Here is a 19,246-nt window from a genome sequence, read left to right on the forward strand (position 1 = left end):
GATGGAAATGAGAAGTAACACATTGTTCACCTCCAATCAGAATGACTCAAGGGCTTTACACTGTTGCGCGATGTAACGTCGCCAAAAAGCCAGCCGCCCCCACAAACAAACCCGCAAAGGTGCGGTTCATGCGCCGCTGTTGCTTGGGTGTGCGCAGCAAACGCAGCACTTTAGACGCAAGGCCGGTGTAACCCGCCATCACGATGAGGTCGACGCAAATCATGGTTGTGCCAAGGATCAGGTATTGGCTGACCAGCGGCGCATTGGGGTCTACAAACTGCGGCAATACCGCAAGCATAAATACCAGCGCTTTGGGGTTACTGACATTCACCAGAAAACCGCGAAACACCAGCGCCAGTGGCTTGCCGATAGCGCGCACAGCCCCGTCATCGCTGAGGTCGGTGGGCAAGGCTCGCCATTGTTTAACGGCAAGATAGATCAGGTAGGCCACGCCGAACCATTTGATCGCATAGAACGCAGTGGATGACGCGGCGAGCACTGCACCCACACCGGCAGCGACAATGGCGATTTGCAACGCAAGCCCCAGTTGCAAGCCCAGCGCATTCCAGTAGCCGCGCCAAAAACCGTATTGCAGGCCACACGACATGGACGCAATTGCGCCTGCGCCAGGAGAAAGGCTAATGACCCAAGAGGCCGCAAAAAAGGCTAACCACGTTTCCAGCGACATCGCGCACCTCGGACAAAAGTTGTAACAAGTCCTTTAAGCTAATGTGCTGGCTGAAAATTAACCACATTTTTTTGAAGCGATTGATGCTCCCGTCGGCGGGGGCGAAGGCGGCGCTCTTTAGTGTTTAAAGAGGCTACCGCCTTTGGCAGCGCTAACAGACGACTGTTAAATGTCGCCTTCGCGCCAGCGCCGAACCGAGCGCTGGAAGAACAGGCTGTTGGGGACTTGCACCATGCTGCTGCCCGAACCCGCTTCTGCGGCTTCAATCAACGTGGTGTAGAGCAAATTGATAGCCACAACCCGGCCTTTGACGCCCGGTTTGTCGAGGGTGTCGACCAACTCCACCACGTCGCCAATACGAAACGGGCCCACGGTGAAGATCAGCACGGCGCACAACAGATTGGAGAGCACGCTCCACATCGCGAAAAAGGCAATGGCTGCCACCGCGACAAAGCCCGAGAGTGCGGTCCATAGCACCGTGGCTGACACCCCAAGGCGTTCGAGCACGATGATGACTGCGCTGCCCATAATGAACCAGCGCAAACCACCGCGCAGAGGCATCAGCAACTGCGGCGGCAATGGGTAGCGCTCACCCAAACGGGTGAGGAAGCGGGCAATGCCGCGTTGCAGAAAATAACCGACCAGCAGGATCAGCAAGATCTGCACGGCAATCCACAGCGGGGCCATCAACTCAGCAGGTACGGGCAGATGCAAAGCTTCCATCAGGACAAGGCTTCCAGTTCTGCCTGCAAGGTTTCAAGCACCTCAAGGGCCTCCATCCAGCGCTCTTCAAGCTGACCTTCGAGCACTTTCAGTTTGGCCTGCTCGGCCAGCAGGTCACGCAGCTCGTCTTTGCGAGCCGCCTCGTAAACGGCGCTGTCGCCCAAGCTGGTTTCGATCTGAGCGAGTTTCTCGTTGACTTTACCCAGTTCGCTTTCGAGCTTGTCGGCTTCGCGCTTGTGCGGAGCCAATTGCTGACGCAAGGCAGCGGCAGCCTGACGCTGAGCCTTTTTATCGGTTTTATCGGGGTTGACCGGCGTGTTGCTGATGGGCGCATTGCGCAAACGGTAATCGGCCAGCCAACGGGCGTAATCTTCGAGGTCGCCGTCGAATTCCTGCACCTTGCCATCTGCCACCAACAAGAACTCGTCGGTGGTGCTTTTGAGCAAATGCCGATCGTGAGACACCACCAACACTGCGCCACTGAACTCTTGCAGGGCCATCGTCAGCGCCAAACGCATTTCGAGGTCGAGGTGGTTGGTCGGTTCGTCGAGCAGCAACAGGTTGGGGCGGCCCCACGCAATCAATGCCAACGCCAGGCGCGCTTTTTCGCCACCCGAGAAGTTCAGCACTGGCTCGTCGATGCGCGCACCTCGGAAGTCAAAACCCCCAAGAAAGTCGCGTAAAGTCTGCTCGCGCTCAGCCGGTGCCAGACGCTGCATGTGCAGCAGCGGGCTGGCCTTGGCGTCCAGCGAGTCGAGCTGATGCTGGGCAAAGTAGCCCACAACCAGGTTTTCGCCGCGAGCCAAACGGCCAGACAGCGGCTCCAGCTCGCCGGCAAGGTTTTTGATCAGCGTTGATTTACCTGCGCCATTAGGCCCAAGCAAACCAATACGAGCACCCGGCACCAGTTGCAACTTGACCTTCTCAAGGATGGTTTTGTCGCCATAACCCAAGCGCGCATCAGACAAGTCGAGCAAAGGGCTAGACAGTTTGACGGCTTCTCGGAAAACGAAGTCGAACGGTGAGTCGACATGGGCCGCGCTCAGTTCTTCCATGCGCTCCAGTGCTTTGATCCGGCTTTGAGCCTGACGAGCCTTGGTGGCCTGAGCCTTGAAACGGGCGATGTAGCTTTCCATGTGCGCACGTTGCGCCTGCTGCTTCTCGTAGGCTTGCTGCTGCTGAGCCAGACGTTCGGCGCGGGCGCGTTCAAAAGCGCTGTAACCACCGCGATAGAGCGTGATTTTGCGCTGATCAACGTGAGCAATGTTATCGACCACAGCATCGAGAAAATCCCGGTCGTGGGAGATCAACAGCAAGGTGCCGGGGTAGTTTTTCAGGAAATCTTCGAGCCACAGAATAGCGTCGAGATCCAAGTGGTTGGTGGGTTCGTCGAGCAACAGCAGGTCGGAGGGGCACATCAACGCCTGCGCCAGGTTCAGACGCATCCGCCAGCCGCCCGAGAAGTCAGCCACTGGACGATCCATTTGCTCGTTGGTGAAGCCCAACCCCGCAAGCATTTTGCGAGCACGAGCGTCAGCGGTGTAGCCGTCGGCGCTGTCCAGCTCCACATGCCAGCGGGCCAGAGCGGCACCGTCGTGATCGGCCTCAGCCTGAGCCAGACTGGCTTGCACCTGACGCAAACGTTGGTCGCCATCGAGCACATAATCGATCGCGATGCGGTCGAGGGTGTCGATTTCTTGCCGCATGTGGGCAATCCGCCAGTCAGCGGGCAGCAGACAATCCCCGGAATCAGGCGTCAACTCACCCAGCAACAAGGCGAACAAAGTGGATTTACCGGCGCCATTGGCGCCGACCAAACCGGCTTTGTGGCCGGCGTGCAGGGTCAGCTCGGCGTCTTCTAGCAGACGTTGCGGGCCACGCTGTAAAGTCAGGTTCTGAAGTCGGATCATAATGGCGGCGGAGTCTACCAGCTTCCCTCTCAACTGGCGCGAATTGCACTATGCACACTGACCTGTGGAACTACTGTTTAAAACTTTACGCACGTCCGGGTGTGGAGCACGCCTGCTTGCGCCTGCAAGACCAAGGCCTGGATGTGTGCCTGTTGTTATGCGGCGCCTGGTTGCAGCAACGCGGTGTTGCCTACAACGAAGCGCGCTGGCAGCAATTAAAAGCCTGTGCCGTGCCTTGGCAACATGAGGTGGTCACACCGCTGCGCCAAGTGCGTATTCAATGGCGTGAAGCGGCCACCCACGACGAAGCGCTGAGCGCACTTAGAGCGCAGATCAAATCATTGGAGTTGGAGGCAGAACGGACGTTGTTGCGGCGTTTGGAAGCCTTAACCCAAAGCTGGGCACCCGCTCAAACACAAGACAGCAGTGATTGGCTGAGCGCGATGGCTGAAGACGCCCAACAACCCGATGGCGGCGCGCTGCTTGAGCTGCGCGCCGCTATCGACTGCGCTTAAGAAGCGCTGGTTGGCGTTGTAGCCGGGGTTGCCACTGGCGCAGCAGTGGGCGCCGGAGCTGAAGCCGAAGGCGCGGCAGCAGGTGCTACAGCAGGCTTGACTGGCGTTGCGCTTGGCTTAGCCGCAACAGGCTTTTTAACTGCTGGCTTGGCGACTGGCTTTGCAACTGCGTTTGTCGCAGGCTTGGCGGCAGACTTGACCGGTGCTTTGGCGGCGGCAGCTGGCTTGACGGCAGGTTTAGCGGCAGGCTTGGCCACGGCTTTCACAGGGGCTTTTGCCGGAGTTTTGGCTGGGGCTTTTGCTGCAACTGCTTTTGCAGCGGCCGGTTTTGCCGCAGGTTTGGCAGCAGCTGTTTTAGCAGCAGCAGGCTTGGCGGCGGAGGCTTTTACAGCCGTAGTTTTTGCGGCCGCAGGTTTAGCGACGCGGGCGGCTACTGGCTTTTTCGCTGCTGGCTTGGCCGCAGGCTGGCTGGCGGCTTTAACCGCAGGCTTTGCTGCTGCCTTGGCAGGTGCTTTTGCCGCTGGTTTGGTAGCAGGTTTAGCAGCGGCTTTAGTGGCAGTTTTAGCAGCAGGCTTTTTAGCACTTGCTACAGGCTTGGCATCGCGAGTGCTCAGTGCTTTAGCCACTGCCTCTTTCACTCGGCCAATGCCCTGAGCCAACTTCAGGCTTTCTTGAGCATCACGCTTAAGGTGCAAGATGTAATCGCGGGTTTCAGTTTGACGCTCTTTGAGTGCGTCCAACAGTTGCTCAAGCTCCTTAACAGCAGACTTGGCTTTAGACTGCGCCTTGGATTTACCTGCATTCGCAGCATCTTGTAATTTGGCGCGAGACTTGTGCAGTTTTTCCTGAGCTTTGCCACGCTGTTTTTCGAGCTTCGCAAGCAGCTTCTCAGCATCAGCCAACGCTTGAGAACAAGCGCTTTCCAAATGCTCAAGCAAACTGCCTGAGAGCTGTTGGAGCAGGTGCAACGGCGTATTTACTGGCTTCTTTTTGGCCGACATGGTTTACCTCCTGGCTGACGTGAGTGCGGCTCATACTAGACCTCTGCAAGAACCGCCGCTAGGTCATGTTGACACTAACGATTGACTTGGGTTGCATGCCGCTTAAAAACTTGCGCTGGATCAAGCGCTGGCGCACTGGCTGACTTAATTTCAATTGCCTGGCAGCGTGCGTTCGGTCTGTATTAGACGCTGTGAATAAAACCGCTGTCGCTCGGCCCGGCACTGGCATAATCCCTCGCATCTCAGGCCGGAGAGCACCCATGCCGCGTTACCTCTTACTGTCGTTGTTGTGCATCGCACCCTTGACTCATGCAGCCACGCCACCCGCTCCCGATGCCGCACACGACCTGGCTTACAGCTTGGGCGCAAGCCTTGGCGAACGCCTGCGTCAGGAGGTGCCCGACCTGCAACTTAAAGCCCTGGTCGAAGGCCTGCGCACAGCCTATCAAGGCAAGCCACTGGCCCTGAGTGATGAGCGCATTGAGCAAATACTGACTGAGCATCAAGCCCAAGAAGATGAAGCGTCTGCCAAGCCGGCGAGTGAAGTTGCACTTGTCGCCGAGCGTGATTTTTTGTTGAAAGAAAAACAAAAACCACAGGCTCGAGCGCTGCCTGACGGCATTATCTTGACTGAACTCAAGCCTGGAACCGGCGCAAAGCCCGGCACCCATGACTCGGTCAATGTGAACTACGTGGGGCGATTGCCGGACGGCACCATTTTCGATCAAAGCTCGCAGCCTCAATGGTTTCGACTCGACAGCGTGATTGCTGGCTGGCAAAGCGCATTGGTACAGATGCCGGTTGGCGCGAGCTGGCGTCTGGTCATTCCGTCCAGCCAAGCGTATGGCGCAGAGGGGGCTGGGGGGCTAATCGCGCCCTACACGCCTCTGGTCTTTGAAATCGAGTTGCTAGCAATCAAAAAGTGAACGCCAGCAACGCAAAACGGCGCGCAATGCGCACCGTTTTTGATTTGAAAATGGCTTAAGCCTGAGCGACTTCTTTTTCTTTATGGGCTGTGTGCAGCACTTCGATCAAGCAGTCTTCAAGCTCAAAACGCTCGTGAAGCAGTGCGCCCAGTTGTACGAATTTTTCAGCCAGCTTTTCGCAATCGGGGCGATGGTCTTTGCCATCACATTGATCGTTGAAGGCCAGAGCCGCCTCAGTGATCACATCAATGCGCGGGTAAATGGTGTGTGCGAGCTCTAAGCCACGATCATCTTCAAACGCTTCAGCTTCGCGGTTCAGTTGCTCATAGATTTCAAAATGGCCTGCAGAAACATAGTCCACCAAGATCTGGCAAAACTCTTTTTGAGTTTTGCGCTTTGGATTTGAAGACTCCTGCTCGGCCCTGACAGCCTCGTAGGCTTTCACAAGTTCGCGGCGCTCATGCAGCCAGTTATCAATCAACTTGTGGACGCCGTTGAAGCGATCCTGAGCATTCTTGCAACTCTCGAGCATGATGTTCTCTCTTCCCTTGTGGGCCCATGCCACCGAGCCAGACTGGGGCATCTATTGACTCAAATGTGCGACAGCGCAACGTCTTTGGGCGGCATATTTCCAAAAATGCGTGCGGGCCAGATTATGCCCGCGCGACAACTGCTTCAAGGTACGCACGAGAGAATGTTCATACAAGCGTTTAATACGCGGTGCTACTTCCCGTCGCAGACAGGGGCAATGGGCGAGCTAAAAATGAGCCAATGACTTGAAATAAACTCAACACCGCCAGCCCTGTAAACGCCAGCAGGCTCAGTTCAGGAATGCTCAAATCAAACAGCGTCCAATGAACCTGCGCGCCGGCTTCAGTGCCTCGATAAACAGAAGCTAGCATCTCGCGTAACGGCAGGTTGTGCCATAAATGCGCCAACTCGGGCTGACAAAACATTAATTGCTCAGGCGGCAGGCTTTGCCACAGAACTTGTTTGGTTGCAGTCGCTGCGCCTCCCAACGCCAGCAACATGACTAGCATGGAGTAAATCCGCGAGCCCATTTGTTGAGGCCCGTGTACATAGGCCACCAAATTCACAAGGCCGAAGGCTTGCAAGAAATATCGCTGTACCAGACATAACGAACAGGGCTCCAAACCGTGCCCATATTCCAGATACAGAGATGCACCCAACACTAAGGTACTGGCCAGAAAAGCCACAAGGAACATGAAACGTGAGCAGGCCAAAAACATGGCTTATCCGTAACAAAAGAGACAAGTAGTTACGGTAGAGGAAAGCCATTAACCCTTTCAAGGCGCGCCAGTACGGACGCGTCCTTAAGGCTGTAGGGAATTACCGACAGCAATTGAAGGCCTCGGTAACTAGCAACGTAGGAACGGGTTTAAGCCTTGGATTGGGTACGATTTTTCAGCGATACAGACCGGTTTATGCCTCAACATAAGCCGGTCTGATCAGGCTAAAGACTGGCCGCTGCAGCGGGCAAAGGCAGCGCTAATAAACGCTCGTCCAGCAGGTTCAAACCTTCTTGAAACAGCTGATTACTGCGTGCCGTATCGCCCAGTTGAGCCAGCAAACGTGCAAGCTCTGCGCAGGTTTCAGGATTACGCTCAAGCCTAAGGCTGCTTTCAAAGTAATCCCGGGCCTTGCCCCACAAGCTGTTCTGCAAACAGAGACGGCCCAATGTCAGCAACAGACTCGGATCGTCTGAATGCGCCTTGAGCCAACCTTCAGCAACCTGTAATTGCTTTGCCGGGTCGCTGCCACGCAACAGGCCATATAACCGCACAAGGTGACTGTCATAGCTGCGCTTGAGCGCACCGCGCAGCACTTCCTCGGCCTCAGGCTGCGCCCCGAGCTGGCGCAGTTGTTCGGCATAAGCCAGCACCAGAGTGGGTTCTTGGCGCTGAGCAGTCGTCAGCTGTTGCCAAGCGCGCTGAAGGGATTGCAGGCCCGCCTCGCCTTCTGTTTCGCGCTGAGCGGCCAGAGTCAAGTTTTGACCCCAGGCCCGTCGCTCAAGCTCTGCAAGCTCGTTAGCCGGGAGCACTTTGTCTTTGCGCAGCTCGGGCAGCAAACGAATCAAAGCGGCCCAATCGCCGCGCTGCTGATGCAAACGTTGCAACTGACGCAACACCTGCACATTGTGCGGATGACGCTCGTGCATGGCTTGCAGTGTCACCAGCGCGCCTTCCGTGTCGGCACGGTCCACTTGCAACTGTGCATGACTCAAGGCAATGGCCAGCTCAGCCTGAGGTTGGCGTTCCAATGCGCGCTCCAGCAAGCTGTCGCTTTCTTCGTAACGCCCTTGTTCGTTGGCCGCACGCGCAGCACCCAAGTAATAGAGCAGCGGCTGACGCTCGGCTTCGGCCGCGCGGGCCAAGTGCTTTTGAGCGCTGGCCCAACGACCTTCGGCGAGGTCCATTTGCCCTTGCTCAATGGCTAACTGCACCCGGCGACTGCGATTGCGCCGCGACCACGGATTGACCAACCCGGTCGAAGCCGTCACCAGTTCGACCAATAGCTTGATGCCCCAGATCAGCAGCCACAGCACCACCACCAACGCCAACGTGGCCCAAACACTGGACTCGTAGCGGAAGTTTTTGTAAGCGATCAGCACATAGCCCGCATCCTCGGCGATTGCCAGGCCGATGCAGGCTGCCGCTGCAATCAACAAAAACACAATCACATAGAGGCGCTTCATGGGCTGGTCTCCTGCGCAGGATTTGCAGCCGCCTTGCCGGGTTCATCGGCGTTTACATGCCGACGCTCAAGGTAGGCCTGCACTGCGCTCAAGGTCGTAGCCAAGTCTGGGGTTTGTACCGTGACCGGCTGCTTGCTGAGCTCAACCACTTGTTCGAGTATTTTTTTACTTTGCGCGTTGTCCTGATTGAAGTTGCCCTTGAGCACCTCTTCAGCCTGCGCCAACGCTTGAGCATAAACCGATGCCTGACCATTAAGCGCAGCCCATTGCGCTTGCTCCAGCGCCAAGCTCAAGGCAAGGCGCACTTGAGTCAGGCTTTGGCCTGCCAACAATGGCCGCACATTTTTGTCCGCGTTGAAGTCGATGCGAATGTAATGCGAGATTTCATCCCACCACTGCGCCCAGCGACTGGCACCATCACCATCCGCTGTCAGCCCCAGCAATGAGTCACCTGAGTCCTTAAACGCAGGGGCCAGAGCATTGAGCTGTGCGACTTGATCACGCAAGGCGCCCAGTTGCAGGAACAAGCCCGTACGATCGGGTTGGTCAACACTGCGCAGCGCCGCCAAGCTTTTGGCAAGCTGTTCACGGGCGGCAAATGAGCCCGGATCGTTCTGCTCGCGCAGAATATCGTCCGCCCCTTGCACCAGCGCTTGAGCACTGCTGATGTCTTGCAGCGCCGACAAGCGCAAGCTGGCCAGACGCAACAAATGCTCGGCTTCGGCCAAGCGCCAGTCCTTGCGGCTTGCGCCCAATACCGTCTCAAGACGTTGGTTTAAGCGCTGTTGATCGCCTTGAAGTTGCACCACCAATTGGCGCTGATCATCCAGCTCACTGGCCGAGGGCAATTGATTGAGGCGAGTGAGTATTTTTTGCTCACTTTGTTTGATCGACAGCGTTTGCGCAGCCAATGCTTGAACGTCGCCAAGCTGTTGCTCGGTGCTGGTTTGCAGGTGACGCACCTGCCACACACCCCAGCCACCGACAGCAATGCCGGCAGCGCCGAGCAACAAGGCGACAACGGCCAGGCCATTGCCCCGGCGCTCAGGCTTGACGACAGGCTTCTCAGCCGGCGCTTGTGGCGCGGGCTGCACGGGTTCTTTTGACAAGACTGTTTCGCTCACGTATCCATCCTTTGCATTAGAAAGCAGGTACGGGAAGCTCCCGTAACGCCGCCAGCAAAGCCGTGGCACTGGCACCACGACAATCCACAACAGTTTGAGCCCCGGCGCTACGCGCCATCTCAGCAACCCGAGGGCTGGGAACAAACAACGTCAAACGTGCCAATCGGGGCCAGGCATCGCCTGCCAATTGGCGTAAATGTTCAAAACCTTGTCCACTGCTGACCACCAGCCCGTTCAAGCGTTCCGCGTTTACACGCTCAAGCAGGACATCATTGGGATAAGGCGGCAGGCATCGACGATACAACTCAAGATAGTCGACCTGCACCCCAAGGGTACGCAGATGCTGCGCGAGCATCTCTCGGCCGCCCTCTCCACGCAGGATCAACACCTTCGGCTGGTCGCACTCAACAGCTTGCGTAAACGCGGGCAAACTCAGCAAGGCTTCGCTGTCATCACCCGCTTGAGGGTAGCTAACATCAAGCCCGCGGTCGGCAAGAATTTGCCCAGTGCCAGCCCCAACACTGAACCATTTTTGGGTCGGCGCCTGCGACCAATATTCATCGAGCAACGCTACGCCCAAGCGTGCAGCTGGCTTGCTGACCACAATGACCGCGCAGTACCGATCCAGGTTTGCAATCAACGCTCGCTGCGCGTCGGCCAAGGGCAGAGGCTCAATGGCCAACAGCGGGAGGCTGCTGCTCACGATACCGGCCCCCGCCAGCTCGCTGGCTAACGCCAGTGAGTCTTCGGCGGGACGAGTCAGCAGCAGCCGCCAACCTGTCACTCGTGGCCCGCCTCACCGTAAACGGCTTTGAGGATATCGCCAGCACCTTGTGCTAACAGAGCTTCAGCGACCTGCACGCCCAGCGTGGTCGCATCGCTTTGCGGCGCACGTGCATCAGCACTGAGTAACAAACCACCGCTAGGATCGCCCACCAAGCCACGCAACCAAAGATCGTCGCCTTCAAGCACTGCATAGCAAGCGATCGGGACTTGGCAGCCGCCGTTCAAATGCTTGTTCAACGCTCGCTCTGCAGTGACACGCACGGCGGTGTCGGCATGGTGCAATGGCGCCAGCAACGCATGAATTTCGCTGTCAGCACTGCGGCACTCAATGCCTACTGCGCCTTGCCCACCGGCGGGCAAGCTGTCTTCAATGCTGATGGCCGAGGTGATGCGATCTTCAAAGCCAAGGCGAATCAAACCTGCCGCAGCGAGGATGATGGCGTCATATTCACCTGCGTCGAGCTTGGCCAGACGGGTGTTGACGTTGCCGCGCAGGAAGCGGATTTCCAAATCCGGGCGACGAGTCAGCAGTTGAGCCTGACGGCGCAGACTGGACGTGCCCACCACGCTACCCTTGGGCAAATCGTCGAGGCTGGCGAACGTATTGGAAACAAACGCATCACGCGGGTCTTCACGCTCGCAGATGCAGAACAGGCCCAAGCCTTCTGGGAAGTCCATCGGCACGTCTTTCATCGAGTGCACAGCGATGTCAGCTTCGTTTTCGAGCAGAGCGGTTTCCAGCTCTTTGACGAACAGCCCCTTGCCGCCGATTTTCGACAACGGCGAGTCCAGCAGCTTGTCGCCACGGCTGACCATAGGCACTAGCGTCACCACAAGACCTGGGTGAGCCTGTTCTAAACGGGCTTTGACGTATTCGGCCTGCCACAGAGCCAGGGCGCTTTTACGGGTAGCGATGCGAATTTCGCGAGAGGACATGGATCAATCCGTACTGAAAAGATACGGCGGATAATAACAGCTCAGCCAAAACAGCTTTGACTTGTATCAGAAAGTCCGCGGCCTCCCTGGCCTAAAACCCTCCACACGCGCCCTTTTGGCGCGCATTAAAGCTGCTGCATCATCTTGCGTACACCCGCGACATGACGGCGGCTGACAATTAGCGCATCGCCATTGAGCCCCTTAAGAAACAGCTGAAAATGCCCAAGTGGCGTGCGTTGCAGGCGCTCAATGCGATCACGAGCCACCAGCGCGTTGCGGTGAATACGTACAAAACGTTCGCCGAACTCGTCTTCGAGGGCTTTCAGTGGTTCATCGAGCAACACTTCGCCGCCTTCGTGACGCAAGGTCACGTATTTATGGTCAGCAATGAAGTAAATCACTTGGTCGATTGGGATCAGCTCAATGCCTTTGCGGGTTCGGGCGCTGATATGGCTGCGTGGGCCACTGCCGGTTTGCGCAGCAGGCCGCGTGAGCGCAGCCAGTTGCGTGCGATTAGGCCGGTGAGCGTTTCTCAGGGCAGTGCCCAAGGCCTCGGCACTCACAGGCTTGAACACATAGCTGACGCCACTGTCTTGCAGGGCCTGCTCAGCGAATTCGTCAGGCGCCACACAAAACACCACCGATGGCGGCAGTTCGCGCTCACAGAGTTTGGCTGCAACCTGTAACCCGTCCAAGCCTGGCATGTGGATATCGAGTAAAACGACATCTGGTTTCAGGCTATCGATCAGGCTCAATGCCTCTTCGCCATGAGAGGCGCTCGGCTCCAGCGGTTTGTAGCCAGCAAGCGTACCGAGCAAACGGCTCAGGTGCTCGCGGGCCAAGGTTTCGTCATCAACGATCAGGACATTCATATAGCGCTGTATTCCTGCGTGAGTCTCGCACAAGGATAGCGTAGACAGGTGATGTGACGACTGTCACGGCGATCCACGCTAAGACTAGCGCGAAGGCCAAAAAGTGCCGCAAACGGCACAGCAAAATTCACCTGTGTCTGTTGCTCGATTCAATATTGGATAAGTCTAGCGCAGTACAAAAACTTGCTATGACTGATCCATACGAGCAACTGTAGACGGTTGCCAAGACGAAAGTATTCATTCGATACATTTCGTTTCGGTATTTTGTTTATACATCACTTCGCGCAAAACCTGCCGACCTGCGTCAACGCCATGATTGGCAACCCTGTTATGATCCGCAGTAACTTTTTATCTACTCCCCCTCAGCCGATTACGAGCGAATCCATGAGCACCGACAAGACCAATCAGTCCTGGGGCGGCCGCTTCAGTGAACCCGTCGACGCCTTCGTTGCGCGTTTCACCGCCTCCGTCACTTTCGACCAGCGCCTTTATCGTCACGACATCATGGGCTCCGTCGCCCACGCCACCATGCTGGCCAAGGTCGGCGTGCTGACCGATGCCGAGCGCGACAGCATCATTGACGGTCTGAAAACCATCCAGAGTGAAATCGAAGCCGGCACCTTTGACTGGCGCATCGATCTGGAAGACGTGCACATGAACATCGAGGCGCGCCTGACTGATCGCATCGGCGTAACTGGCAAAAAGCTGCACACTGGCCGTAGCCGTAACGACCAGGTAGCCACTGATATTCGCCTGTGGCTGCGTGATGAAATCGACATCATCCTGTCTGAAATCACCCGCCTGCAAAAAGGCCTGCTGGAACAAGCCGAGCGTGAAGCCGACACCATCATGCCGGGCTTCACGCACCTGCAAACAGCTCAGCCGGTCACCTTCGGGCACCATATGCTGGCCTGGTTCGAAATGCTCAGCCGCGACTATGAACGTCTCGTTGACTGCCGCAAACGCACTAACCGCATGCCGTTGGGCAGTGCTGCACTGGCCGGCACAACCTACCCGATCGACCGCGAGCTGACCGCTCAGTTGTTGAGCTTTGACGCTGTTGGCGGTAACTCGCTGGATAACGTGTCGGATCGCGACTTCGCCATCGAGTTCTGCGCTGCGGCCAGCATTGCGATGATGCACTTGTCGCGGTTTTCCGAAGAGCTGGTGCTGTGGACCAGCGCTCAGTTCCAGTTCATTGATCTGCCAGACCGCTTCTGCACCGGCAGCTCGATCATGCCGCAAAAGAAAAACCCTGATGTGCCAGAACTGGTTCGTGGCAAAAGTGGCCGTGTATTCGGTGCATTGATGGGCCTGCTGACCCTGATGAAAGGCCAGCCATTGGCCTACAACAAAGACAACCAGGAAGACAAAGAGCCGCTGTTCGACGCTGCCGACACCTTGCGCGACTCGTTGCGGGCCTTTGCTGACATGATCCCGGCGATCAAGCCTAAGCACGCAATCATGCGTGAAGCAGCATTGCGCGGGTTCTCGACGGCGACGGATCTGGCGGACTATCTGGTACGCCGTGGCCTGCCGTTCCGTGATTGCCACGAAATCGTAGGGCATGCTGTGAAGTACGGCGTAGAAACCGGCAAAGACCTGGCAGAAATGAGCCTGGAAGAACTGCGCCAGTTCAGCGATAAAATCGACGAAGACGTATTTGCCGTGCTGACACTGGAAGGCTCGGTCAATGCCCGTAACCATATCGGCGGCACTGCACCTGCGCAGGTAAAAGCGGCTGTTGCGCGCGGTCAAGCCTTGTTGGCTAATCGCTAACAACACGCTTAGCCACCGCAGCTGACTGCGACAGTGGCCACAAAAAACGGGCGCTTCAAGCGCCCGTTTTTTATCCTGCGATTTTGATTCGCTCCAAAAATAGCGGAATGTCAGCGGCTCGTTCTGCTGCAACCCTTTGCACGTTGGGCCTCTTGGCCAATAGCTCCAGCAACGCCAGGGCTTGAGGCAGGTCGCCCAGCAGATCCAGATCGAACAACTTTTTAGCCACCTGCGCTGCCAAATCCACGCTGTACAGAAAATATACATCCGCAATCGTGAGCTGCTCGCCCATCACATATGGCGCAAACTTTGCTCGCCGCGCCAACGCTGCAAACCCCTTGATCATGTCTCGCTCAGCCTTGCGCTTGAGCCCTTCAGGTGTTGGGCGGCCGCCAAAAAAAACTTCGGCGTAACACAGCCGAGCGGGCAGCTCGATGTACAGCTCAATCTCTTTGGCCATAGCACGCACTTGCGCACGCTCGAAAGGGTCGCTGGGCAATAGCGCTGGGCCAGTTTGGGTTTCTTCAAGGTAATCAAGAATGGCGTCGGTTTCTGTGAGAAACCCTTGTTCTGTCTCTAGTGCCGGGACTTTGCCTCGCGGGCTGACCGCAAGAATGGCGGGGTTCTGACAACCATGAAAAGGCACGGTTTCAAAAGCCAGGCCCTTTTCTAGCAGCGCCAGTTGAACCATGTTGAAGTAGTTGCTGGCTGCAAATCCATACAGTTTCAGCGTCATAGGTAGTCCTCGAATAGTTAGAGCATTAGCACTATTGAGGCTAAAGACTGGAGCGAAATTCACACTAAACGACTTATTACAAAATACATCCAAATGAGTGAATTTATTACCAAAACACAGAGACAATTCCTACAAGCACACTCAAAAGAACGCCAGCACATTGGCCGACGTTCTCACAATAAACGCTTACTTTTTGCTGTTGATCCACGCTAAAAATTTCGGCATTGCAGCCTCGCGGTCCGCAGCAATGCGCTGCACATGCGGATTTTTCTCTAAACGCTCTAAAAGAGCTTTAGCGGCTGGTAACTCCGCCAGCAAGTCTAGATCAAAGACTTTTTGCCCCACAGCACAGGCAAGTCCTACGCTGTACAAGAAGTAAATATCTGCAACGCTCAGCGATTCGCCGGCCACGTAAGGGGCGAATTTTCCGTGGTGAGCGAGAGAAGCAACACCTTGTAGCAACTCAGTTTTGGCTTTTTCTTTGATCGCGTCCGGCACCTGCATACCGAAAAACGCTTCAGGGTAACAAGTACGCGCTGGCAGCTCGATGTACAGCTCAATTTCTTTAGCCAATGCCAACACTTGGGCCCGTTCAAACGGGTCAACCGGCAGCAATTTCGGGCCTGGTTGAGTCTGCTCAATGTATTCAAGAATGACGCTGGTTTCGTTGATAAAGCCCTGTTCGACGCCTAGAACCGGCACTTTCCCACGGGGGCTGATCGCTAATGCCTCGGGGGTTTGCTCGGCAAAAAACGGTACTTCTTCGAAAAGTACGCCCTTTTCCAGCAGGGCCAGTTTGACCATGTTGTAGTAGTTACTGACCGCAAATCCATAAAGTTTAAGCATTACAAAGCCTCCAGGCTGTGTGGGTTGGCAGCCGCAGTTATAGTGCTTCGCCGCTAGGCTGGCTAGCAGCATCAGTGTGCTGAATGCAGTTAAACTGCTGGCCTTTACTTAAGGAGCCTGCCAATGAGCGAGCCAACCGATATCGATAACGACGAAGAAGAGTTCGCCGAATCCACCCTGATCCAGGCAATCGAAAACCAAATTGAAAGCGATAACCCGCCTGCCGCCAAAGCCACATTCAATAAGCTGACGTTGGTGGGCTACGAGCGCGACGATATTTTGAACATGATGGCCCACGTACTGGCCGTAGAGATTGACGCGCTCCTCGAAGAGGACCGCGCCTTTAACAGCGAGTGGTACGAAGCGGCTTTGCGCGCGCTCCCGGAGTTACCACCCGAGAAGAACTGAGGCTCGGTTCAAGGGCTAATGGCGGGCGCTCGCTGCCAGTCCAGTTCACTGGCTGGCATCGGGCGACCAAACCAGTAACCCTGCCCCAGATCACAGTTGTAGTTGAGCAAAAACTGCGCCTGCTCAATGTGCTCAATCCCTTCGGCATGCACTTGCATACCCATGCTTTGAGCCAGGGCGATGACTGCGCGAACAATCGCCACATCGTCGTCGTCACTCGGCAGCCCCGCTACAAAGCCCTGATCGATCTTGAGCTTTTGCACGGGCATGCGTTTAAGTCGCAACAGCGATGAAAACCCGGTGCCGAAGTCGTCGATTGCCAGTCGCAGGCCCAGCTCCCGCAAATGGTGCATTTGTTCGAGCGCCACTTCTGAGTTGTCCATTACCGCACTCTCGGTCACCTCAAGCTCCAGCAAGGCTGGATTAAGGCCTGTGTCCGCCAAAACTGTTGATACCAACTGGTACAGCTCGGGGCGCGCAAACAGTCGGCTGGATATGTTCACGGCCACGAACGACAGCTCAATGCCAGCCGCTTGCCACTGACACATTTGCCAGCACGACTGCTCCAACACCCAAGCATCAATTTCTGCAATCAGCCCAGTGCGCTCAGCAATCGGAATGAACTCGCCAGGAGACACCAAGCCACGCTGCGGGTGCTGCCAACGTACCAAGGCTTCTACGCCGATCAAGCGGCTGGTGCTCAGGTCATGAACAGGCTGGTAAAACACCCGCAGCTCGTGCTGCTCCAACGCGCGACGCAAATCACTGGCCACTTCGATCCGGTACTGGGCATGAGCGGTCAGTTCCTCGGTGTACAACGCGTAGCCTTCGCGCCCGGCACTTTTGGCCTTAAACAAAGCCGAGTCTGCGTTGCGCAGCAATTGCTCTGCATTCAACGCGTCGTTAGGAAACAAGCTAATGCCCACGCTGGCGCTGATAAATAACTGATGTTTATCGACCAGAAATGCGCCCTTCATGACCTCTAAAACCTGCTGCGCCAAAGCCGCTGCTTGAGCCACTTGCGAGCAATTTTCGATCAATACGGCAAATTCATCGCCACCCAGCCGGGCCACCGTGAACCCTTTGCCAAAGACACTGAGCAAGCGCTCGCCGACTTCTTTGAGCAGTAAGTCACCGACGTTATGGCCGAGGCTGTCATTGATGATTTTGAAATGGTCCAAGTCGATCATCAGCAACGCACAACCTGACTTGTGACGTTGCGCGGAGGCCAGTGCTTGTTCGGCGCGATCGGTAAATAGCAAGCGATTGGGCAAGTCGGTCAGTGGGTCATGATGAGCGAGACGCATCAGCTCGGTTTGTGAGTTTTTGATCGCGGAGATATCAGAAAACACGGCAACGTAATGGCTGACCTGCCCTTTTGCATCGCAAATAGAGCGAATCGTCTGCCATTGCGGGTAAACCTCCCCACTTTTGCGACGATTCCAGATCTCCCCATGCCATTGGCCGGTATTTTTGAGCGACTCAAACACGCTCTGATAAAACTCAGGCCCATGCCGGCCGGACTTAAACAGGCTGGGGCTTTGGCCCAGGACCTCTTGGGGCGAATAACCGGTGATTTCCACCAAGGCGCGGTTTACATGCACGATCAGACCATTTCGATCACTGACCAGCACCCCTTCGCGAGTACAGTCAAAAACAACAGCGGCCTGTCGCAAGCGCTCTTGGTCCTGGCGCTGACGCTTCAAACGGGCGCCCATTCCCAAAAAGCTAAACAAACGAGCACGCGCAAGAAATATCAGTACCGCACTGAAAATCACCCAAACGTAACTATTTATATGCGCCCACTGCGCCTGCTGAGCTGAATCATCGAAATAACTGTTCAATAAATGATCAGTTGTTTGCAGCCAAAGAATCGACAACAGCCCGTATAACAAGGCTGCTCGCAATGCATCACGATAAGAAACCGACATAAGACAGTCAAAACGCCTACAAAAAAAAGGGAATTATAGAGTAAGAAACATTCAGCCACTCTTATCAGAAAGGCCGACTGGTTTTATCGGCCCACATAGTGATAATGCGTGTTGCAGTTTTTTTATCTTCCCGAGGGCCAAACAGCCTATGTGGTACAACGGTTTTCTCGACTTGTCAGCCTGGCAACTGGTTGCAGTCACCCTGTTGATGACCCACGTGACCATTATCGGTGTCACGGTTTATCTTCACCGCTACTCAGCCCACCGTTCGCTGGAACTCAACGCTGGCCTGAAACACTTCTTCCGCTTCTGGCTATGGTTAACCACGGCACAGAACACCCGTGAGTGGACAGCCATCCACCGCAAACACCACGCCAAATGCGAAACCGTCGACGACCCACACAGCCCGGTTATAAAAGGGTTATCGACCGTATTGCGCAAAGGTGCAGAGCTTTATCGCGAAGAAGCACAAAACACCGAAACGCTGCGTATCTACGGCAAAAACTGCCCCGAAGACTGGATTGAGCGCAATCTTTACTCGCGCTACAAACTCTTGGGCGTAGGTTTGATGCTGGCAATCGACCTGCTGCTGTTCGGCGCCATTGGCCTGACCATTTGGGCCATCCAGATGATGTGGATCCCGGTATGGGCGGCAGGTGTGGTCAATGGTTTAGGCCATGCGGTGGGTTATCGCAACTTTGAGTGCCGCGATGCGGCGACCAATTTGGTCCCGTGGGGCATCATCATTGGCGGCGAAGAGCTGCACAACAACCATCACACCTACCCGAACTCGGCCAAGATGTCGGTCAAGAAGTGGGAGTTCGATTTGGGCTGGGCATGGATCAAAGTGTTCAGCTTTTTGCGTCTGGCCAAGGTTCAGCGTGTTGCGCCAATCGCCCACCGGGTTGAAGGCAAAGGCAGCCTGGACATGGACACCGCAATGGCGATCCTCAACAACCGCTTCCAGATCATGGCTCAGTACCGAAAATTGGTGATCGCGCCACTGGTGCAGCAAGAGCTGGCCAAGGTCGATCATTCGGTACGTCATCAGTTCCGCCGCGCAAAACGGCTGCTGTCGCGGGAAACCAGCTTGCTGGAAGACCGCCATCATCAGCGTATCGAAACCCTGCTGGAGCATAGCCAGTCGCTGAAAGTGATCTACGAGAAGCGTTTGGCACTGCAACAAATCTGGGTCAAGACCAGCTCTAACGGTCACGACATGCTGGCAGCGATCAAAGAATGGGTACACGAGGCAGAAGCCAGCGGGATTCACTCCCTGCGTGAGTTTGCCAAACAGCTGAAGACCTACTCGCTGCGCCCTGCAGCGGTATAAACCGACGAAATAACCT

19 protein-coding genes and 1 pseudogene are annotated in these 19,246 nt (G+C 55.9%); 5 read left to right on the forward strand and 15 right to left on the reverse strand.

The genetic code is table 11. The features are described from left to right. Positions 1 to 55: 55 nt before the first annotated feature. The 3 genes from ACZRJQ_RS15375 to ACZRJQ_RS15385 form a co-directional block, all read right to left on the reverse strand. Positions 56 to 688, reverse strand: a complete 633-nt coding sequence (locus ACZRJQ_RS15375) for a LysE family transporter (protein WP_463979180.1) — start codon at positions 686 to 688, stop codon at positions 56 to 58. 165 nt (positions 689 to 853) lie between these two features. Beyond that, on the reverse strand, positions 854 to 1,411 hold the full coding sequence (locus tag ACZRJQ_RS15380) for a mechanosensitive ion channel domain-containing protein (protein WP_463979181.1): 558 nt from the start codon (positions 1,409 to 1,411) through the stop codon (positions 854 to 856). Next, positions 1,411 to 3,321 carry an ATP-binding cassette domain-containing protein gene (locus ACZRJQ_RS15385; protein ID WP_463979182.1) on the reverse strand — a complete coding sequence of 637 codons (1,911 nt, stop codon included), beginning with the start codon at positions 3,319 to 3,321 and terminating at the stop codon, positions 1,411 to 1,413. Before ACZRJQ_RS15385 ends, ACZRJQ_RS15380 begins: the two co-directional genes overlap by 1 nt. 50 nt (positions 3,322 to 3,371) lie before the next feature. On the opposite strand from ACZRJQ_RS15385, the gene ACZRJQ_RS15390 reads away from it, so the two are divergent. Further along, on the forward strand, positions 3,372 to 3,836 hold the full coding sequence (locus ACZRJQ_RS15390) for a TIGR02444 family protein (RefSeq protein ID WP_463979183.1): 465 nt from the start codon (positions 3,372 to 3,374) through the stop codon (positions 3,834 to 3,836). Here ACZRJQ_RS15390 and ACZRJQ_RS15395 read toward each other — a convergent pair. Next, entirely contained in the window at positions 3,833 to 4,837 is a 1,005-nt protein-coding gene (locus ACZRJQ_RS15395) for an AlgP family protein (protein WP_463979184.1), read from the reverse strand. The two genes, ACZRJQ_RS15390 and ACZRJQ_RS15395, sit on opposite strands and share 4 nt — an antisense overlap. 260 nt (positions 4,838 to 5,097) lie before the next feature. Here ACZRJQ_RS15395 and ACZRJQ_RS15400 point away from each other — a divergent pair, with 260 nt between their 5' ends. After that, positions 5,098 to 5,763 (forward strand): FKBP-type peptidyl-prolyl cis-trans isomerase, encoded by a 666-nt coding sequence (locus tag ACZRJQ_RS15400; protein WP_463979185.1) that lies wholly within the window; start codon positions 5,098 to 5,100, stop codon positions 5,761 to 5,763. 55 nt (positions 5,764 to 5,818) lie between these two features. On the opposite strand, the gene rsd is transcribed toward ACZRJQ_RS15400, so the two are convergent. The 8 genes and pseudogenes from rsd to ACZRJQ_RS15440 form a co-directional block, all read right to left on the reverse strand. After that, positions 5,819 to 6,295, reverse strand: a complete 477-nt coding sequence (gene rsd, locus ACZRJQ_RS15405) for a sigma D regulator (protein ID WP_463979186.1) — start codon at positions 6,293 to 6,295, stop codon at positions 5,819 to 5,821. A gap of 178 nt (positions 6,296 to 6,473) precedes the next feature. Beyond that, positions 6,474 to 7,013, reverse strand: coding sequence for a disulfide bond formation protein B (locus ACZRJQ_RS15410; protein WP_463979187.1), 540 nt, complete (start codon positions 7,011 to 7,013; stop codon positions 6,474 to 6,476). A gap of 224 nt (positions 7,014 to 7,237) precedes the next feature. After that, positions 7,238 to 8,479 carry a heme biosynthesis HemY N-terminal domain-containing protein gene (locus tag ACZRJQ_RS15415; RefSeq protein WP_463979188.1) on the reverse strand — a complete coding sequence of 414 codons (1,242 nt, stop codon included), beginning with the start codon at positions 8,477 to 8,479 and terminating at the stop codon, positions 7,238 to 7,240. Further along, positions 8,476 to 9,603 (reverse strand): uroporphyrinogen-III C-methyltransferase, encoded by a 1,128-nt coding sequence (locus ACZRJQ_RS15420; RefSeq protein ID WP_463979189.1) that lies wholly within the window; start codon positions 9,601 to 9,603, stop codon positions 8,476 to 8,478. The genes ACZRJQ_RS15415 and ACZRJQ_RS15420 overlap by 4 nt, the downstream gene beginning before the upstream one ends. A gap of 16 nt (positions 9,604 to 9,619) precedes the next feature. Further along, positions 9,620 to 10,387 carry a uroporphyrinogen-III synthase gene (locus ACZRJQ_RS15425; protein ID WP_463979190.1) on the reverse strand — a complete coding sequence of 256 codons (768 nt, stop codon included), beginning with the start codon at positions 10,385 to 10,387 and terminating at the stop codon, positions 9,620 to 9,622. Next, entirely contained in the window at positions 10,384 to 11,325 is a 942-nt protein-coding gene (hemC, locus tag ACZRJQ_RS15430) for a hydroxymethylbilane synthase (protein ID WP_463979191.1), read from the reverse strand. Before hemC ends, ACZRJQ_RS15425 begins: the two co-directional genes overlap by 4 nt. 125 nt (positions 11,326 to 11,450) lie before the next feature. After that, the gene (locus ACZRJQ_RS15435; RefSeq protein ID WP_463979192.1) at positions 11,451 to 12,197 is read right to left on the reverse strand and encodes a LytR/AlgR family response regulator transcription factor; all 747 of its coding nucleotides are present in this window, start codon (positions 12,195 to 12,197) and stop codon (positions 11,451 to 11,453) included. Further along, positions 12,194 to 12,307, reverse strand: a pseudogene (locus ACZRJQ_RS15440) (sensor histidine kinase); the annotation flags it as partial. The gene ACZRJQ_RS15435 and the pseudogene ACZRJQ_RS15440, both read right to left, overlap by 4 nt. 274 nt (positions 12,308 to 12,581) lie before the next feature. Between ACZRJQ_RS15440 and argH the strand changes: the two are divergent. Continuing rightward, the gene (gene argH, locus ACZRJQ_RS15445; RefSeq protein WP_463979193.1) at positions 12,582 to 13,976 is read left to right on the forward strand and encodes an argininosuccinate lyase; all 1,395 of its coding nucleotides are present in this window, start codon (positions 12,582 to 12,584) and stop codon (positions 13,974 to 13,976) included. A 70-nt stretch (positions 13,977 to 14,046) separates the two neighbouring features. Here argH and ACZRJQ_RS15450 read toward each other — a convergent pair whose 3' ends face one another. Together ACZRJQ_RS15450 and ACZRJQ_RS15455 are read right to left on the reverse strand one after the other, a co-directional pair. Then, a complete protein-coding gene (locus tag ACZRJQ_RS15450) occupies positions 14,047 to 14,712 on the reverse strand; it encodes a glutathione S-transferase family protein (protein ID WP_463979194.1) in 666 nt (221 codons plus the stop codon). A 186-nt stretch (positions 14,713 to 14,898) separates the two neighbouring features. Continuing rightward, positions 14,899 to 15,558 carry a glutathione S-transferase family protein gene (locus ACZRJQ_RS15455; RefSeq protein ID WP_463979195.1) on the reverse strand — a complete coding sequence of 220 codons (660 nt, stop codon included), beginning with the start codon at positions 15,556 to 15,558 and terminating at the stop codon, positions 14,899 to 14,901. 123 nt (positions 15,559 to 15,681) lie between these two features. On the opposite strand from ACZRJQ_RS15455, the gene ACZRJQ_RS15460 reads away from it, so the two are divergent. Next, positions 15,682 to 15,966 carry a hypothetical protein gene (locus ACZRJQ_RS15460; RefSeq protein WP_463979196.1) on the forward strand — a complete coding sequence of 95 codons (285 nt, stop codon included), beginning with the start codon at positions 15,682 to 15,684 and terminating at the stop codon, positions 15,964 to 15,966. A gap of 8 nt (positions 15,967 to 15,974) precedes the next feature. Here ACZRJQ_RS15460 and dibA read toward each other — a convergent pair whose 3' ends face one another. Beyond that, on the reverse strand, positions 15,975 to 17,897 hold the full coding sequence (dibA, locus tag ACZRJQ_RS15465; protein WP_463979197.1) for a phosphodiesterase DibA: 1,923 nt from the start codon (positions 17,895 to 17,897) through the stop codon (positions 15,975 to 15,977). Positions 17,898 to 18,045: 148 nt separating this feature from the next. Between dibA and desA the strand changes: the two genes are divergently transcribed. Further along, complete coding sequence (desA, locus tag ACZRJQ_RS15470) at positions 18,046 to 19,230, forward strand: delta-9 fatty acid desaturase DesA (RefSeq protein ID WP_463979198.1); 1,185 nt, start codon at positions 18,046 to 18,048, stop codon at positions 19,228 to 19,230. Positions 19,231 to 19,246 lie beyond the last annotated feature (16 nt).

Source organism: Pseudomonas sp. E315, assembly GCF_055406205.1.